At 71.3% G+C, this 15,611-nt stretch carries 11 protein-coding genes; 3 read left to right on the top strand and 8 right to left on the bottom strand.

The window, feature by feature from the left end; translation table 11 throughout:
- The 7 genes from mraY to mraZ all read right to left on the bottom strand — a co-directional run bounded on the left by mraY (position 1) and on the right by mraZ (position 8,654).
- The gene (mraY, locus tag AB0G50_RS12045) at positions 1 to 1,089 is read right to left on the bottom strand and encodes a phospho-N-acetylmuramoyl-pentapeptide-transferase (protein WP_360105830.1); all 1,089 of its coding nucleotides are present in this window, start codon (positions 1,087 to 1,089) and stop codon (positions 1 to 3) included.
- Positions 1,086 to 2,546: a UDP-N-acetylmuramoyl-tripeptide--D-alanyl-D-alanine ligase gene (gene murF / locus AB0G50_RS12040; protein WP_360105828.1), complete on the bottom strand. Its 1,461-nt coding sequence runs from the start codon at positions 2,544 to 2,546 to the stop codon at positions 1,086 to 1,088. The genes mraY and murF overlap by 4 nt, the downstream gene beginning before the upstream one ends.
- A complete protein-coding gene (locus AB0G50_RS12035; RefSeq protein ID WP_360105826.1) occupies positions 2,543 to 4,075 on the bottom strand; it encodes a UDP-N-acetylmuramoyl-L-alanyl-D-glutamate--2,6-diaminopimelate ligase in 1,533 nt (510 codons plus the stop codon). The genes murF and AB0G50_RS12035 overlap by 4 nt, the downstream gene beginning before the upstream one ends.
- Before the next feature lie 426 nt (positions 4,076 to 4,501).
- Positions 4,502 to 6,292, bottom strand: a complete 1,791-nt coding sequence (locus tag AB0G50_RS12030) for a penicillin-binding protein 2 (RefSeq protein ID WP_360105823.1) — start codon at positions 6,290 to 6,292, stop codon at positions 4,502 to 4,504.
- 159 nt (positions 6,293 to 6,451) lie between these two features.
- Positions 6,452 to 7,117, bottom strand: a complete 666-nt coding sequence (locus AB0G50_RS12025) for a hypothetical protein (protein WP_360105820.1) — start codon at positions 7,115 to 7,117, stop codon at positions 6,452 to 6,454.
- Positions 7,114 to 8,058, bottom strand: a complete 945-nt coding sequence (gene rsmH, locus AB0G50_RS12020) for a 16S rRNA (cytosine(1402)-N(4))-methyltransferase RsmH (RefSeq protein WP_360105817.1) — start codon at positions 8,056 to 8,058, stop codon at positions 7,114 to 7,116. Before rsmH ends, AB0G50_RS12025 begins: the two co-directional genes overlap by 4 nt.
- A 164-nt stretch (positions 8,059 to 8,222) precedes the next feature.
- Positions 8,223 to 8,654: a division/cell wall cluster transcriptional repressor MraZ gene (gene mraZ, locus AB0G50_RS12015; protein ID WP_360105814.1), complete on the bottom strand. Its 432-nt coding sequence runs from the start codon at positions 8,652 to 8,654 to the stop codon at positions 8,223 to 8,225.
- Positions 8,655 to 9,234: 580 nt separating this feature from the next.
- On the opposite strand from mraZ, the gene AB0G50_RS12010 reads away from it, so the two are divergent.
- From AB0G50_RS12010 to AB0G50_RS12000, 3 genes are read left to right on the top strand one after another with little or no spacing between them, the layout of a single operon-like run.
- Positions 9,235 to 10,227, top strand: a complete 993-nt coding sequence (locus AB0G50_RS12010; protein WP_360106153.1) for a MoxR family ATPase — start codon at positions 9,235 to 9,237, stop codon at positions 10,225 to 10,227.
- Position 10,228: 1 nt separating this feature from the next.
- Positions 10,229 to 11,485 carry a DUF58 domain-containing protein gene (locus tag AB0G50_RS12005; protein ID WP_360105811.1) on the top strand — a complete coding sequence of 419 codons (1,257 nt, stop codon included), beginning with the start codon at positions 10,229 to 10,231 and terminating at the stop codon, positions 11,483 to 11,485.
- A 1-nt stretch (position 11,486) separates the two neighbouring features.
- Complete coding sequence (locus tag AB0G50_RS12000; protein WP_360105808.1) at positions 11,487 to 13,910, top strand: DUF3488 and transglutaminase-like domain-containing protein; 2,424 nt, start codon at positions 11,487 to 11,489, stop codon at positions 13,908 to 13,910.
- A gap of 754 nt (positions 13,911 to 14,664) precedes the next feature.
- On the opposite strand, the gene AB0G50_RS11995 is transcribed toward AB0G50_RS12000, so the two are convergent.
- The gene (locus AB0G50_RS11995) at positions 14,665 to 15,048 is read right to left on the bottom strand and encodes a DUF3040 domain-containing protein (RefSeq protein WP_360105805.1); all 384 of its coding nucleotides are present in this window, start codon (positions 15,046 to 15,048) and stop codon (positions 14,665 to 14,667) included.
- Positions 15,049 to 15,611 lie beyond the last annotated feature (563 nt).

Raw genomic sequence — 15,611 nt, 5'->3', positions numbered from 1 at the left:
TCAGGGCCCAGCCGCGGTGAGCCACTCGCTGTAGAACAGCCCGAGGCCGAACATGCAGCAGATGCCCGCGAGCAGCCAGAACCGGATGATCACCGTGGTTTCGGCCCACCCGGACAGTTCGAAGTGGTGGTGGAACGGCGCCATGCGGAAGAGCCTTCGCCGCGACGTGCGGAACACCGCGACCTGGAGCACCACCGACAGCACCTCGACCACGAACAACCCGCCGATGACGACCAGCAGCAGCTCGGTGCGGGTCGCGATGGACAGGCCCGCGACCAGGCCGCCGAGCGCGAGCGAACCCGTGTCGCCCATGAAGATCTTGGCCGGCGCGGCGTTCCACCACAGGAAGCCGATGCAACCCGCCATCGCGGCGGCGGCCACCAACGCCAGGTCCAGCGGGTCGCGCACGTCGTAGCAGCCCGCGACCGGAAGGTTGGAGCAGTTGTAGCGGAACTGCCAGAAGCTGATCACCACGTAGGTGCCGAGCACCATCGCGGACGTGCCGCCGGCCAGGCCGTCGAGGCCGTCGGTCAGGTTCACCGCGTTGGACCACGCGCTGATCGCGGCGTAGCAGAACACCACGAACCCGACCACGCCGAACGACACCACGGCGATGTCGCGCACGAACGAGAGGTTGACCGACGCCGGGGTCAGCCCGTCCTTGTTGGGGAACTGCATCACCAGCAGCGCGAACACGATCGTGGCGAGGAACTGGCCGACCAGCTTCGCGGTCTTGTTCAGGCCGAGGTTGCGCTGCTTGCGGATCTTGATGAAGTCGTCGAGGAAGCCCACCACGCCGAGCGAGGTGGTCAGCAGCAGCACCAGCAGGCCGGACGCGGTGGGCGTCTGGTCCCGCGCGGAGGCGGACATCGAGTTCACCAGGTGCGCGCCCAGGTACCCGAGCCACATGGCGATCAGGATCGCCACACCACCCATGGTGGGCGTGCCGCGCTTGGTCTTGTGGCTCTGCGGGCCTTCCTCGCGGATCTCCTGGCCGAAGCCCTGGCGCGAGAATATCTTGATCAGGTACGGCGTCAGCATGATCGACGCGATCAGCGCGATGGCCGCCGCGATGAGGATGCTCTTCATTTGCTGACCGCCTCCAGGAGAGCCTCGGCAACGCGCCACAGGCCGTAAGATTTGGATGCCTTCACCAGCACGACGTCACCCGGCCGCACTTGGTCGCGCAGCAGCTCCACGGCCGCCGCGACGTCCGGCACCAAAACCGCTTCTTCTCCCCATGATCCTTCCAGGTGCGCGCCCTGGTGCATCGGGCGGGCGTCCGCTCCGACGACGACCAGCTTGTTGATGTCCAGGCGCACCACGAGCCTGCCGATCTCGTCGTGCGCGCGGACCGAGTCCGCGCCGAGCTCGGCCATCGGACCCAGCACGGCCCAGCTGCGCCGCGCCGGCGTGGTCGCCCGGGAGATGGTGGCCAGCGACTTCAACGCCGCCTTCACCGACTCGGGGTTGGCGTTGTAGGAGTCGTTCACCACGGTCACCCCGTCGGCCCGCTCGGTGACCTCCATCCGGCGCGCCGACACCCGTTCCGCCTTGCCGAGCGAGTCGGCCACCTGCTCGGGCGTCGCGCCCAGCTCGAGGGCGATCGCGGCGGCGGTCAACGCGTTGCCGACGTGGTGCGGCCCGTGCACGGCCAGCTGCACCCGGGCCTCGCCCTTCGGCGTCACCAGCCGGAACCCGGCCCGGGCCTGGTCGTCCAGCCGCACGTCGACCGCCCGCACGTCGGCCGTCGACCGCTCGCCGACCAGCACGACCCGGGCCCGCGTCCGCGAGGCCATCGCCGCCACCAGCGGGTCGTCGGCGTTGAGCACCGCGACACCGTCCTGCGGCAGCGCCTCGACCAGTTCGCCCTTGGCCACCGCGATGCCCTCGCGCGAGCCGAACTCGCCGACGTGCGCCGAGCCCACGTTGAGCACCGCGCCGATCCGCGGCGGCGCGACCGCGCACAGGGCGGCGATGTGCCCGGGCCCGCGCGCGGACAGCTCCAGCACCAGGAACCGGGTGTCGGCGTCGGCCCGCAACGCCGTCCACGGGTGCCCCAGCTCGTTGTTGAACGACCCGGGCGGCGCGATGGTGCGCCCGAGCGGCGCGAGCACCTGCGCGATGAGGTCCTTGGTGCTCGTCTTGCCCGACGAGCCCGTCACCCCGACCACGGTCAACCCGGTCAACCTGTCCGTCACGTACCGGGCGAGCCTGGCCAGCGCCGCCAACACCGCGGCGCCGGACCCGTCGGTGTCGTCGGAGAGCACGTAGGCGTTCCCGTGCCCGTGCTCGACCGGAGGCGCGATGACGGCGGGCGCGTCGACCTCACGCCCGGCCAGCACCCCGACCGCACCGGCCCGCATCGCCTCGTCGGCGAAGTCGTGCCCGTCGACCCGGGCGCCGGGCAGCGCCAGGTACAGCGCGCCGTCACCGACCTCGCGGGTGTCGAACTCGACGGTCCCGGTCACCACCGGCGACCCGTCGGTGCGGTGCAGTCGTCCGCCGACGACCTCCGCGATCTCGGCCAGGCTGAGCTCGATCACGCGCGCACCCCGCGAATCGCCTCGGCGAGCGAGTCGACGTCGGAGAACGGCAGGATCTCCCCCGCCACCTCCTGGCCCGTCTCGTGCCCCTTGCCCGCGACGACGACCACGTCACCGGCACGCGCCAACGACACGGCGTGCGCGATCGCCCGCCCCCGGTCGCCGATCTCGACCACCTCGCCGCGCAGGTCGTCCGGTACCTCCAACGCGCCGGCCAGCATCGCGGCCCGGATCACGGCGGGGTCCTCACCGCGGGGGTTGTCGTCGGTCACCACGAGGACATCACTGCGCAAGGCGGCCTCCGCACCCATCAACGGCCGCTTGGCCCGATCCCGATCCCCGCCGCACCCGAGCACGGTGATGATCCGCCCGGCCGACCGCGCGCGCACCGCGTCCAACGCGAGCGCCACGGCCGCGGGCTTGTGCGAGTAGTCGACGACGGCGGTGAAGTCCTGCCCCTCGTCCACCCGCTGCATCCGCCCGGGAACCTGGACGTTCGCGAGCCCCTCCCGAATGGCGTCGACCCCGACCCCACCGGCGTGCAGGCACCCGATGGCGAGCAGCGCGTTGGCGACGTTGAACTCACCGGGCAACCGCAACGTGACGTCGAAGGAGAGCCCACCGGGCCCCCGCGCGGTGAAGTTCTGCTCCCCGGTCGCCGACACCCGGTGCCCGGACGCGGTCCAGTCGGCGTCACCGGTGGTCGACACGGTCACCGTGCCGCCCTTCACCAGCCGCCGTCCCCACTCGCCGTCGACGCAGACCACCTCGGTCCGGGCCCGCCCGTCGAACAGCGAGGCCTTGGCCTGGAAGTAGTCCTCCATGTCGGGGTGGAAGTCGAGGTGGTCCTGGGACAGGTTGGTGAACGCGGCCACCGCGAACCCGACCCCACCGACCCGCCCGAGCCGCAACGCGTGGCTGGACACCTCCATGGCGACATCGGTGGTGCCGCACTCGGCCATCACCGCGAGCAGCGCCTGGAGATCAGGCGCCTCGGGCGTGGTGAACGCGCTGTCGAGCCGCCGCTCCCCGATCCGGGTCTCGACGGTCCCGATCAACCCGGTGCTCCGCCCGTCGGCGCGCAACACGGACTCGATCATGTAAGAGGTGGTGGTCTTCCCGGACGTCCCGGTGACCCCCCACAAGGCGACCTTGGTGGACGGCTCCCCGTACACCCGCGCGGCCACGGGCCCGAGCACATCCCGAGGCCGGGGGTGCACCAGCACAGGAACCCCGGAAGGCACGTGAACCACACCGGCCTCATCGGTCAACACGGCGACGGCCCCCAACTCGAGGGCCTGGGAAACGAACTCGGCCCCGTGCACCCGGGCACCGGGAAGAGCGGCGAAAAGGTCACCGACCACCACGTGCTGAGCACGCAGCGTGACGCCACGAACCCTCACATGGGCAAGATCGGGCGCAGTCAGATGAGCGTCCACCGCGGAGGCGATATCGGACACGGTCACAGGCGATGTGCGGGAAGGGCGAGGCGGGGCAGTCGCGACCTTGCCCTCTAGCTTGGCAGGCACGCGCGGAAGGCTACCGGCGCACGGAGAGTGTTCACCGGGCACGTCCACCCTGGAACCACCTCCCGAAGCCAACCCCTCCCTCACCACCCGCACACCCCACACCACCGAAGCCCCACACACAACTCACCAGCCACACGAAGCGCACGGTCACGCCGACCAAGCCAGGGGCCTCGTGTTCTCCCCGTATGGCCTGGGCGAAGCCCAACCGCATGTGTCAAGGGGGCACCGAACCGCCCAACCGCCGCCCGAACTCGACAACGGCCCCCTTGACGCATGTGGTTGCCTCAGGCAGGCCATACGGGGAGAACACGACGCCCTTCACCCCCGGAGGCGCTGCCCGTCCGGCGAGGACGCTTTTACGCTCTAAACCCACCCCAACACACAACCCTCACCCGACTACCCAATCCTCACCCCAACACCCAACCCTCACCCCAACACCAACGGAACCACAGGACTCTGCACATCGGACATGGGAATCTGATACCGCTGAGTCAGATAAGACGCCACATCATGAAACAACGGCGCAGCACTACCGCTGTACTGCGACCCACTGGGCGCATCCAACATGATCCCGACCACATACCGCGGATTATCCGCAGGCAAAATACCCGCAAACGTGATCCAGTACTGCGATGAACTATAACAGGAACACTTCTCGTCAATCTGCTGAGCAGTCCCCGTCTTCCCGGCGATCTGATACCCCGGCAACGCCGCAGGATACCCGGTCCCGACCTGCCCGGGAGAGTTCTGCAACACCGCCCGAAACATATCCCGAACAGTCTTCGCAGTAGTAGGCGACACCACCCGGACCTCTTCGGGCTTGGGCATCTCCCGCCGAGCCCCGGAAGCATCCACCACAGCCCGGACGATCCGCGGAGGAATCCGAACCCCATCGTTGGCAATGGCCTGGTACATCCCGGTCATCTGCAACAACGTCATGCTCAACCCCTGCCCGATGGGCAGGTTCCCGAACGTCGACCCGGACCACTGCCCCCGAGGCGGAACAACCCCCTGCTCCTCCCCGGGCAACCCGGACTGGGTCCGCTTGCCCAACCCGAACAACCGCATCATGTCCGAATACCGATCGGGCCCGATCTTCTGCGCGGTCATCAACGTCCCCACGTTGGACGACTTCGCGAACACCCCGGTGAACGACATCTCCTGGGTGGGATGCCAGGTGGCATCCCCGATCACCCGGTCGGCAATCTTGATCGACGGGTCGACGGTCAACACGCTGTCCGGCTGATAAATCCCGTCTTCGATGGCCGTGGCGGCCGTAATGATCTTGTTCACCGACCCGGGCTCGAACACCGAACTGACCGCGGTGTTCCGCTTCTGATCATCGGAAGCCTGCCCGAAGTCGGTCGGATCGAACGTCTTGTCGTTCGCCATCGCGACGATCTCACCGGTACGCGCGTCCAACACCACAGCCGACCCGGCCTTGGCCCCGGACTTCGCGGTGTAATCAGTGACCATCTTCTGCAACGCGTACTGCGTGTCGATGTCGAGCGTCAACTCCAAGCTCTTCCCGGGAGTGGCCGCCGCCAACTCCCGAGACCGCCCGGGCCCGGGAATAACCACGTTGTCATTCCCCTGCATGGTGTCCACGACCCGCCGCCCGTTGGTCCCGGCGAGCACGGTGTCCTGCGAGTTCTCCAACCCCAGCAAGCCCTGGGTGACCGCCGGCGACTCGGACTTCCGCCAGTTCGCCGCCCCCACGATGTTGGACGCCAACGACCCGTTGGGATAAACCCGGACGGCCCGGTACTCGGCCCCCACGTCGTTGAACCGCTCGGTGATCGAGGCAGCCTTCGCCGGGTCCACGTTGTCCACCAGCTCGATGTAGGTGGTGTCCCGCGTCAACATCCCGTAAATGGTCGCGGCATCGGTCTTCTGCCCACCGACCGAAGCACCCAACGTCTGCTCGACGAACACCGAAATGGCCTTGGCGTGATCCTCGAAGCTGCCGATCGACGGATCGGCCGCAACAGCCTTGGCCCAATTCTCCCGCATCAACGCCGGAACCACGTACAACGCCCGGGCCTCGACGCTGAACGCCAACTGGTTGCCGTTCCGATCCGTGATGGACCCACGAGCGGCCGGGATGTCGATCTGGGTGGCCCGCTGCTTCTCGGCCTGCGCCGACAACGCCTCGGCCTGGAACCCCTGAACCCGAACCAGCTGCAACCCGGCCAACACCAAGGCCCCGATCAGCAACAGCCGCCCGACCCCGATCCGGACGCGACTGTTACCCCCCCGACGCTTGGCGGGTCGCCCCCGCACCGACAGGGGACGACGAGCGGGCCTGCCCCGAGTGGGCATCACGAACCTCCGATTACCTGCTGGAAGCACGCCCGAGCCCGCCCCACGGGAACCTCACCCACCGGCCGCGGTGGTGGTGGGCACGACATTCGCGTCGGGCTGCTCGGGCGCAACAACAGTCGTAGGTGCAGCAGCAGTCGTAGTAGTAGGAGCGGCCGAAGTGGTCGGCGCGGCCGACGTAGTGGGCGCGGCCGACGAGGTCACCGGCGGAGGAGGCGCCTGCACCGCGGACGGCTTCCCGTAGACCTCCACCGTCCCGTCGGGCAACAACCGCAACTTCGCCGGATCCCCGGCGGGCAGCAACCCGAGCTTGGCCGCCGCCGCGGCCAACTCCAATGGCGACTCGGCCAACGCGACCTCCTGCCGCAACTGCTCGACCTGCCGCGCCAACCGCGTCTCCTCGGCCCGCGCGTCCTGCAACCGGTACGAGTCGGCCGTGGCCTGGGTCGACAACCACATGATCGCCGCGATGCCCACCCCGAGCACCACCATGACCATCACCACGAACGGCGCCCGCGGCGCCACCACGGCCTGCCGGGCCGCCGCCGACGCGCTCCGCGACGCACCCCGGGGCGCGTTCCGCTGAGCCCGCCGCGCGTAGGCCCGCTCGGCCGCCGCGGACCGGGTCCGCGACCGCTCGGCCGCCGCCTTGCGCAGCTGCCGCTCCCGAGGGTGGGGACCGGGCGACGCCGTGCCACCGGTCCGTGCCGGCGCGGTCATGTCGCCTCCCGGATCCGTTCCGCCGCGCGCAGCCTCACCGGCGCGGCCCTGGGGTTGTCCTCGATCTCCTGCTCGTTCGCGACCTCGGCGCCCCGGGTCACCAGCTTCAGCTCCGGGCCGTGGCCGGGCAGCTCCACCGGCAGGCCCAGCGGCGTCTTCGACTCGGCCAGCGACGCGAACGCCCGCTTGACCATCCGGTCCTCCAGGGACTGGTAGGCCTCCACGACGATCCGACCGCCCACCGCGAGCACCGACAGCGCCTCGGGCAGCGCGAGCCGCAACGACTCGAGCTCCTCGTTGACCTCGATGCGCAACGCCTGGAACGTGCGCTTCGCCGGGTGGCCGCCGGTGCGCCTGGTCGCGGCCGGCACCACGGCGTAGAGCAGCTCGACGAGCCGGCCGCTCAACGTGAACGGTTCCTTCTCGCGCTCCCGGACCACCGCCCCGGCGATCTTGCGGGCGAACCGCTCCTCGCCGTAGTCGCGCAGGATCCGGGTCAGCTCGTCCACCGAGTAGGTGTTGAGCACGTCCGCCGCCGTCGTGCCGGTGCCCGCGCTCATCCGCATGTCCAACGGCGCGTCCTTGGAGTAGGCGAACCCGCGCTCCTCGGCGTCCAGCTGCAACGACGACACCCCGAGGTCCATCAGGATCCCGTCGACCCGGCCGGGAACGGCGTCCGCGATCCGGTCGTAGGTGGTCTGCACGAAGGACACCCGGTCACCGAACGGCGCGAGCCGCTCCCGGGACAGCGCGAGCGCCTGGGGGTCGCGGTCCAGCCCGATCAGCCGGACCCGGGGGAACCGTGCCAGCACGGCCTCCGAGTGGCCGCCGAGACCGAGCGTGCAGTCCACGAAGACCGCGTCGCGGTCGGCGAGGGCCGGTGCGAGCAGGTCCAGCACGCGGTCGAGCAGCACCGGCACGTGCCGCGCCCGCTGCGCCATCAGACCCACTCCTCCAACTACCCCCTCGAACAACAGAATCGGGTGACGTCAGGTCCCCGCCCGCCCGTCGGACCTGGCGCCGGGGAAGGTGCGCCAGGGCCGATAGCCGAGCGGACCGAGGCCTCACGGCACCCGAAACCTCAAGCGATCAAGCCAACGGGCCATCAGAAGACGCCGGGCAGCACCTCCTCGCGAGCCTCGGCGTAACTCTCCTCGTGCTCGTCGAGGTACCGCTGCCACGCCTGCGCGTCCCAGATCTCCAGCCGGTTCACCGCGCCGATGACCACGCACTCCTTGGTCAACCCGGCGTAGCGGCGCAGTTCCGGTGCGATGGACACCCGGCCCTGCCCGTCCGGCCGCTGCTCGTCCGTCCCCGCGAACAGGTAGCGCTGGTAGGCGCGGACGGCTTCGTTGGTGAAGGAGGCCTCCGCGACCTTGCGCGCCATCTGCTCGAACTCGGCCCGAGGGAACACGTAGAGGCAGTGGTCCTGGCCCTTGGTGACCATGAGACCCCCCGCTAGCGCGTCCCGGAACTTCGCAGGCAGCGTCAGCCGGCCCTTGTCGTCCAGCTTCGGGTGGTGCGTGCCCAGGAACACGGCACTCCACCTCCCGACGCCGGAACCAGACGTCCGACCGGCAGTGGAGCCCCCGTCTGCCCCACCGGCCGCCACAGTACCCCACTTTTCCCCACAGTCAACGCTGAAACGAGTGGAGGCACGGCGAGCGGGATCACGTTTTCGCTGGTAGAGCGAAGACGGCCGGTGTGGGGCGCGGTGGGGGACGACGGGCGCCCGTACCCCTGGAGAGTGAGCTGAGAGGCCCCTGAATCCACCCGGATGGCCCAACGAAAACACGTGAAACCGGTTCACGGCGGCGCGTGGTGGGGAATGGTGGGTGGAAGCGGGTCGAACCGGCCGGACCGCCCGGACGTTGGACGCCCCGCGGGCGAAACTGTTCAATCGGGTGTAGGGCGCTTAGCCCTGGTTTGACACACTGCGTGAAACGCTCGCCGCCACCGCGAACCGGTCGCGGTCGGGCCGTCCCGCTCCAGGAGGTCGCGTGACTCCGAGTACCCCGCCAACCGCCCTGCCCGGTCACTCCTACGGGGGTGTGGGTGGGCCGGGCGTGAACCACGTGTCGGCGGGCACAGGTCATCCACAGGAGCGGCCTGACGAGGTGCTGGCGGAGCTGCACACCGTGGTGGGCCGGATCGCCGCGAACGTCGAGAAGGTCATCGTCGGCAAGCCCGAGGTGGTCCGGATCGCGCTGGTCACGCTGCTCGCCGAGGGTCACCTGCTGGTCGAGGACGTGCCCGGGGTCGGCAAGACCTCGCTCGCCAAGGCGCTGGCCAGATCCATCGACTGCTCGGTGAGCCGGTTGCAGTTCACGCCCGACCTGCTGCCCAGCGACATCACCGGCGTGTCGATCTACAACCGGCAGGACAACGACTTCGAGTTCCGCCCCGGCCCCATCTTCGCGAACATCGTGGTCGGCGACGAGATCAACCGCGCGTCGCCGAAGACCCAGTCCGCGCTGCTGGAGTGCATGGAGGAGCACCAGGTCACGGTCGACGGGCACACCTACCCGCTGTCCGCGCCGTTCATGGTGATCGCCACCCAGAACCCGATCGAGATGGAGGGCACCTACGCCCTCCCCGAGGCGCAGCGCGACCGGTTCACCGCGCGGGTGTCCATCGGCTACCCCGACCCGCAGGCCGAGCTCGCCATGGTCGACGAGCACGCGGGCGCGAACCCGCTCGACGAGCTGCGCCCGGTGTCCGACGCGGACCAGGTGCTCAAGCTCGTGCACGCGGTGCGCCGGGTGCACCTGTCGACCGAGATCCGCCGGTACGCGGTCGAACTGGTCGGCGCGACCCGCCGGCTGCCCGAGCTGCGGCTGGGCGCCTCGCCGCGGTCGACGCTCCAGCTGGTCCGGTCCGCCCGCGCGCAGGCCGCGCTGTCCGGTCGCGACTTCGTGGTGCCCGACGACATCCACGCGGTGGCCGTGCCGGTGCTCGCGCACCGCCTGGTGCCGACCGCCGAGGCGCAGGCCGCCCGCCGGTCCTCCGCCGACCTGGTGCGCAACCTGCTCCAGCGGGTGCCCGTCCCGCACGGGACGCCGATGCCTCCGGGCGGGCCGTTCCCGCACGCCGCCAACCCGAACCGCTGACATGCGCGGAGCCCTGTCCGGCCTGACGACGCGCGGCAGGTGCCTGCTCGCGGCCGGGTTCGCGGCCGGCGCGTGCGCGGTGATCCTCAACGAGCGCGACCTGCTGCGCGTCGCCGCGTTCGTGATCGCGCTGCCGGTGCTCGCCGCGTGGCTCGCCGGGCGCGCCCGGGTCGGCCTGAACGCGAACCGCTTCCTGTTCCCCGCCAGGGTCCAGGTCGGGTCGTCCACCGAGGTGCGGGTCGAGCTGCGCAGCGCGGGCCGGCTGCCGACCGGCGGGCTGCTGCTGGAGGACGCGGTCCCCTACGCGCTCGGCTCCCGGCCGCGGTTCGTGGTCAAACGACTGCCGCGCAACACCGTGACCGCCCTGCGCTACCAGCTCAAGCCCGTCATGCGCGGTGTCCAGCAGGTGGGTCCGCTGATGGCGCGCATCACCGACCCGTTCGGGCTGGCCGAGTTCGACCGCGAGCTCGCCGGGCGGACCAGGCTCGTCGTGGTGCCCCGGGTGACCGGGCTCGTCGGCCTGCCCAGCGGGTCCGGCATGGGCGCGGGCGACGACGGCTCGATCCGGCTGCGCGCGGGCCAGGGCGAGGACGACGCCGTGGTCCGGCCCTACCGGCACGGCGACGACCTGCGCAAGGTCCACTGGCGGTCGACCGCGCGGCGCGACGAGCTGATGGTGCGCGTCGAGGAACGCCCGTGGCGCGGCGGCACGACCGTGCTGCTGGACCACCGGCTGACCGCGCACCGCGGCGCGGGGCCGACCGCGTCCCTGGAGTGGGCCGTCTCGTTCGCCGCCTCGGTGTGCCTGCACCTGCACCGGTACGGCCACCAGGTGCGGCTCGTCGGCGACGACGGCCGGGTGATCGCGGGCGAGGGCGGCCACAGCGACTCGCTGGTGCTCGACGCGCTCGCCGCGTTGCAGCCCTCGCACCGCCGCGAGCCCGCCGCCGGGGTCGATCCCGGCGCGGGCCAGGAGGTCATCGCGATCCTCGGCTCCTGCACGCCCGGCGTGGTCGACGCGCTGGTGCGCAACCGGCCGCGCGGCATGCGCAGCCTGGCCGTCGTGCTCGACGTGTCCCGGTGGGCAGGCCCCTCGGAGGACCCGGCGCCCGGGCCCGACGACGCGGTCGGGCTGCTGCGCGGCGCGGGCTGGGGCGCGGTCGTCGCGGGACCCGGCACGTCCATGAACCAGGTGTGGCGCGAGCTGTGCCACAGCGCGGGCAACCGCGGGCCAGTGGTGCGCACGGAGGTGGGCTGAAGTGAGCGGCGCGACCGGTACCCGCGGCGGCAACTGGGTGGTGAGCGCGACACCGGCGGTGGCCGGGTTCGCGACGCTGTGCGCCGCGACCGCGCTGTCCAGCGTGATCGACGGCGGGCTGTGGCTGGTGCACCTGGCCGTGGCGATCGCCGTGGTGGCCGGTGTCGGCGTGCTGCTGCGGTCGTTGCGGCTGCCGTCGCTGCTGGTCGTCGCCGGTCAGCTGCTGGCGCTGCTGTGCCTGCTGGTGACCGTGTTCACCCGCACCGGCGTGCTGGTGGTGTTCCCGGGTCCGCAGTCGTTGTCCGACCTGGGCACCGTGCTGTCCGACGCGATCACCGAGGTGCAGACGGGCGTGCCGCCGGTGCCGAGCAGCGCCGCGATGAGCTGCCTGGTGATGGTGGCGATCGGCGTGGTCTCGGTGCTGGTCGACGCGCTGGCCGTCGGCGCCGGCGCGCCCGCCGCGTCCGGACTGGTGCTGCTGTGCGTGTTCGCGGTGCCCGCGTCGCTGGCCGACGCGATGCTGCCGGTGTGGACGTTCGTCTGCGGCGCCGGCGCGTTCGCGCTGCTGCTGGCCGTCGACGGGCAGCACAAGCACTCGGCGTGGCGCGGTCGGCTCGGCGGTGGCGGCGGCGGGTCCGGCTCGGCGGCGACCGGGGTCGCGGCGCTGGCCGTGGTCGTCGCGCTGCTCGCGGGCATGTCGCTGACGCTCGTCGGCACGGTCGGGCGGCTGCCCGGCACCGGTGACGACGTGGGCGGCGGGTCCGGCGGGTTGGGCATCGACCCGATGACCGAGTTGCGCGGCATGCTCAACCAGGGCGCGTCGCGGGAGATGTTCAAGGTGCGGGGGCTCGGCCAGTCGGCGTACCTGCGCGCGATGACGTTGCGCGACTTCGTGCCGGACAAGGGCTGGCAGCTCGGCGGGAACCTGCCCGAGGGCGACCCGGCGAACGCCGCGCTCGCGCCGCAGCCGGGCGACGACGGCGCGGGCGAGGTCAAGGAGGTCCGGATCGAGCCGGTCACCTGGGTGGACAACTGGCTGCCCGTGTACGGCAGGCCGCGCCGGCTGTCCGATGTGGACGAGAACTGGCGGTACGACCCGGGTCGCGGCATGGTCTACAGCGTCCGCGCGCGCAAGGCCGACGAGTACAAGCTGGAGACGGTGCTGACCGAGCCGAGCGCGGACGTGCTGCGCAAGGCCTCCGGCGCGCTCGACATCGACCCGGCGTACCTCCAGGCGCCCGGCGTGCGGCCGGAGGTGCGCGAACTCGCCCAGCAGATCACCCGGGACCAGACCAACACGTTCGACAAGGCGCGCGCGCTCTGGGCGTACTTCACCGACGGCACGCACGGCTTCAAGTACACGACCCAGACCAAGAACGACACGAACGTCGACGCGCTGTCGGACTTCCTGTTCAACGGCAAGACCGGGTTCTGCGAGCAGTACGCGTCGGCGATGGCGATCATGGCGCGGGCGGTCGGGCTGCCGGCGCGGGTCGCGCTGGGCTTCACCGCCGGGTACCCGACCGAGGACGCGCTGTCGATCACCACGCAGGACGCGCACGCGTGGGTCGAGGTCTACTTCCCGGGCTACGGCTGGATGACCTTCGACCCGACGCCGCTGACCGACGGGCGCAGCGTGACGCCGTCGTACATCAACGGGTTGAGCCCGGACGGGGACGAGCCGGACGACGCCTCGGGCGTGACGTCGGCGCCGACCACCACGACCGAGGTCGGCACGTCCACGACGGCGGTCGACACCGCGAACGGCCAGAACCAGGCGGACGCGAACCGCGACGAGCAGGCCGTGCCGCTGTGGCACAAGATCGCGCTGATCGCCGGGTTCGCGCTGGCGCTGCTGCTCGCACTGCTGGCGTGGACCCGGATCGGCCCGGCCAGGGTGCGACCGATCGCTACCGGTGGCGCGCTGGCGTCCGGCGCGGTGGGCGTGGTGCTGGCGGTGGGCCTGGTGTCGTGGTGGGTCGCGGCGCTGCCCGCACTGGCCCTGGTGGCCGCCGTCCCGGCGGTGATCCGCACGTGGCGCCGCCGCTCGCGCCTGGCCGTGGTGGCGAGCCTGGGCCCGGACGCGGCGAACGCGGCCTGGCAGGAACTCCTCGCCGAGTCGGTGGACCGGGGCACCCGCGTCCCGGACACGGAAACCGTCCGGGTGGCCGCCCGCCGCCTGGTCCGGGCCCACAACCTGGACGACCGCGGCCGCGACGGCCTGCGCGCGGTGGTGGGCGCGGTGGAACGCTCCTGGTACAGCACCACGACCACCGCCGACCCGTCCCTGCCGACCGCGGTCGACGAGGTCCGCCAAAGCCTGAACCGCAACGCGCCCCTGGCCCTGAAGGCCAAGATCATGCCGCGCTCGGTCCTCCACCCGACCACCCCGGCGGACGAGACCGCGGACTCGGTGGGCGTCTGACCCAGGGCACGGCAACCCCACCAGCCAGGCCCACTCCGGCCAGACCAACTCCGCGCCGAGCCAACTCCCGCCAAGCCAACTCCAGGCCGGGCCAACTCCCGCCAAGCCGGCTCCGGGTCGGACCGACTCCAGCCGGGCTACCACCAGCCAAGCCAACCCCGGCCGGGCTACCACCAGGCCAGGCCACCACCGGCCCGGCCATTACCGGCTGGGCTACCACTGGGCCGGGCCGACTCCGGGCCGGGCCGGGCCACCACCAGGCCAGGCCACCACCGGCCAGGCCAACTCCGGTCAGGCCGGACGCCCGTCGGCTCAGGCGTCGGTCGGGCCGCCACCGGCCGGGCCACCGTCTGGCCGACTCCGGTCGGCCCGGACAGCCGCCGGCTCAGGGCGTCGGTCAGGCCAGGCACCCGTCGAGCCCGGACTCCGTTCGGACGGAAGGCGGTCGGACGGGAGACGGTCGGCTTCGGGTGTCGGCGGGGCCAGGCTCGTGCGCAGCGAGCGGCTGGTCCCAGGCGCGCGCCGTCCGAGCCCGCCAGCCGGATCCACCGATCAGCCCGGCCATCCCCGGCGTCCGATCGCCGACACCCGGCCCCAGGTACCGGCCACCGCGTGCCGAACGCGGATGTCCGTTTCCCCCGCGTTCATCCGAACCGTTCCCGCCGCCCGAGGCGCGGTGCCCGTTCTCCGGACAAACGCACGGCCCGCTCCTGGTGTCCCAGGGCGGGCCGTGTGCGGATGTTCGCTCGGGCTTCTACTCGTCCTCGAAACGACGACGGAAGCGTTCTTCCATCTTCTGGGAGAACGAGCTGCGGCTCGGGCGACTTCCTTCGTCGTTGGGTTCGTCGGCGCCCTGATCGCCACGACGAAGCGTCGTGACGGTCAGCAGTACGCCGAAGAACATCAACAGGAAGCCGACCACGCTCACCACCGGGATACCAGCGAGCTTCGGCAACATCACACCCGTCACCAGCAGTGCCACACCCACGGCGAACAGCGCGATGCCCTGGATGCGACGCCGTCGGGACGGCTTGCGCAGCTTGGCGCCGCGCACTGTGGATGCGAACTTCGGGTCCTCGGCGTAGAGCGCGCGCTCGATCTGGTCGAGCAGTCGCTGCTCGTGCTCGGAGAGTGGCATGGCTCCTCCTCCGGCACAGCGGTCGCGGGCGCCGGGTGTTCACGGTTGCCGCCGGTCCCGGCGGACGCCCCGTCCAGGGGGCGTCACAACCAGGATACGATTCGCGAGGCCCGCCGACTACCCAGTCCGTGCCCCTAAGCGGTTCGTTATGTCACCATCATCCTCACGGGTCAATCGTCAGACCTTCGTGAGGTCACTGAGTGACCACGAAGGTCAACTGTCAAGCCCTGGTCAACAGCGTGTCCACCCCCTGTTCGACCACCAGGCCCCGTCCCTTGGGCCAACCGGGGCGCCGCTCGCCGAACCCGAACATCACGCACAGCAGACCCCTTCCCGACCTCGGCCCACCGCCGACCCGGCGAAGCACACCACCACACCCCCGCCCGCGCCTTCGGAACCCCGCCACCCGAACCCGCCCCGCCCACACCGGGACCGCCCGATGTGCTAGCGAAACTCGGTGTGCCGCCGGGTGTGCCGCCGGGTGTGCCGCCGGGTGTGCCGCCGGGTGTGCCGCCGGGTGTGCCGCCGGGTGTGCCGCCGGGTGTGCCGCCGGGTGTGCCGCC

Source organism: Actinosynnema sp. NPDC020468 (genome assembly GCF_040642015.1).
Taxonomy (GTDB): domain Bacteria; phylum Actinomycetota; class Actinomycetes; order Mycobacteriales; family Pseudonocardiaceae; genus Actinosynnema.
The sequence above is the reverse complement of the archived record's forward strand: the minus strand, read 5'-3'. Positions and strand labels throughout refer to the sequence as shown.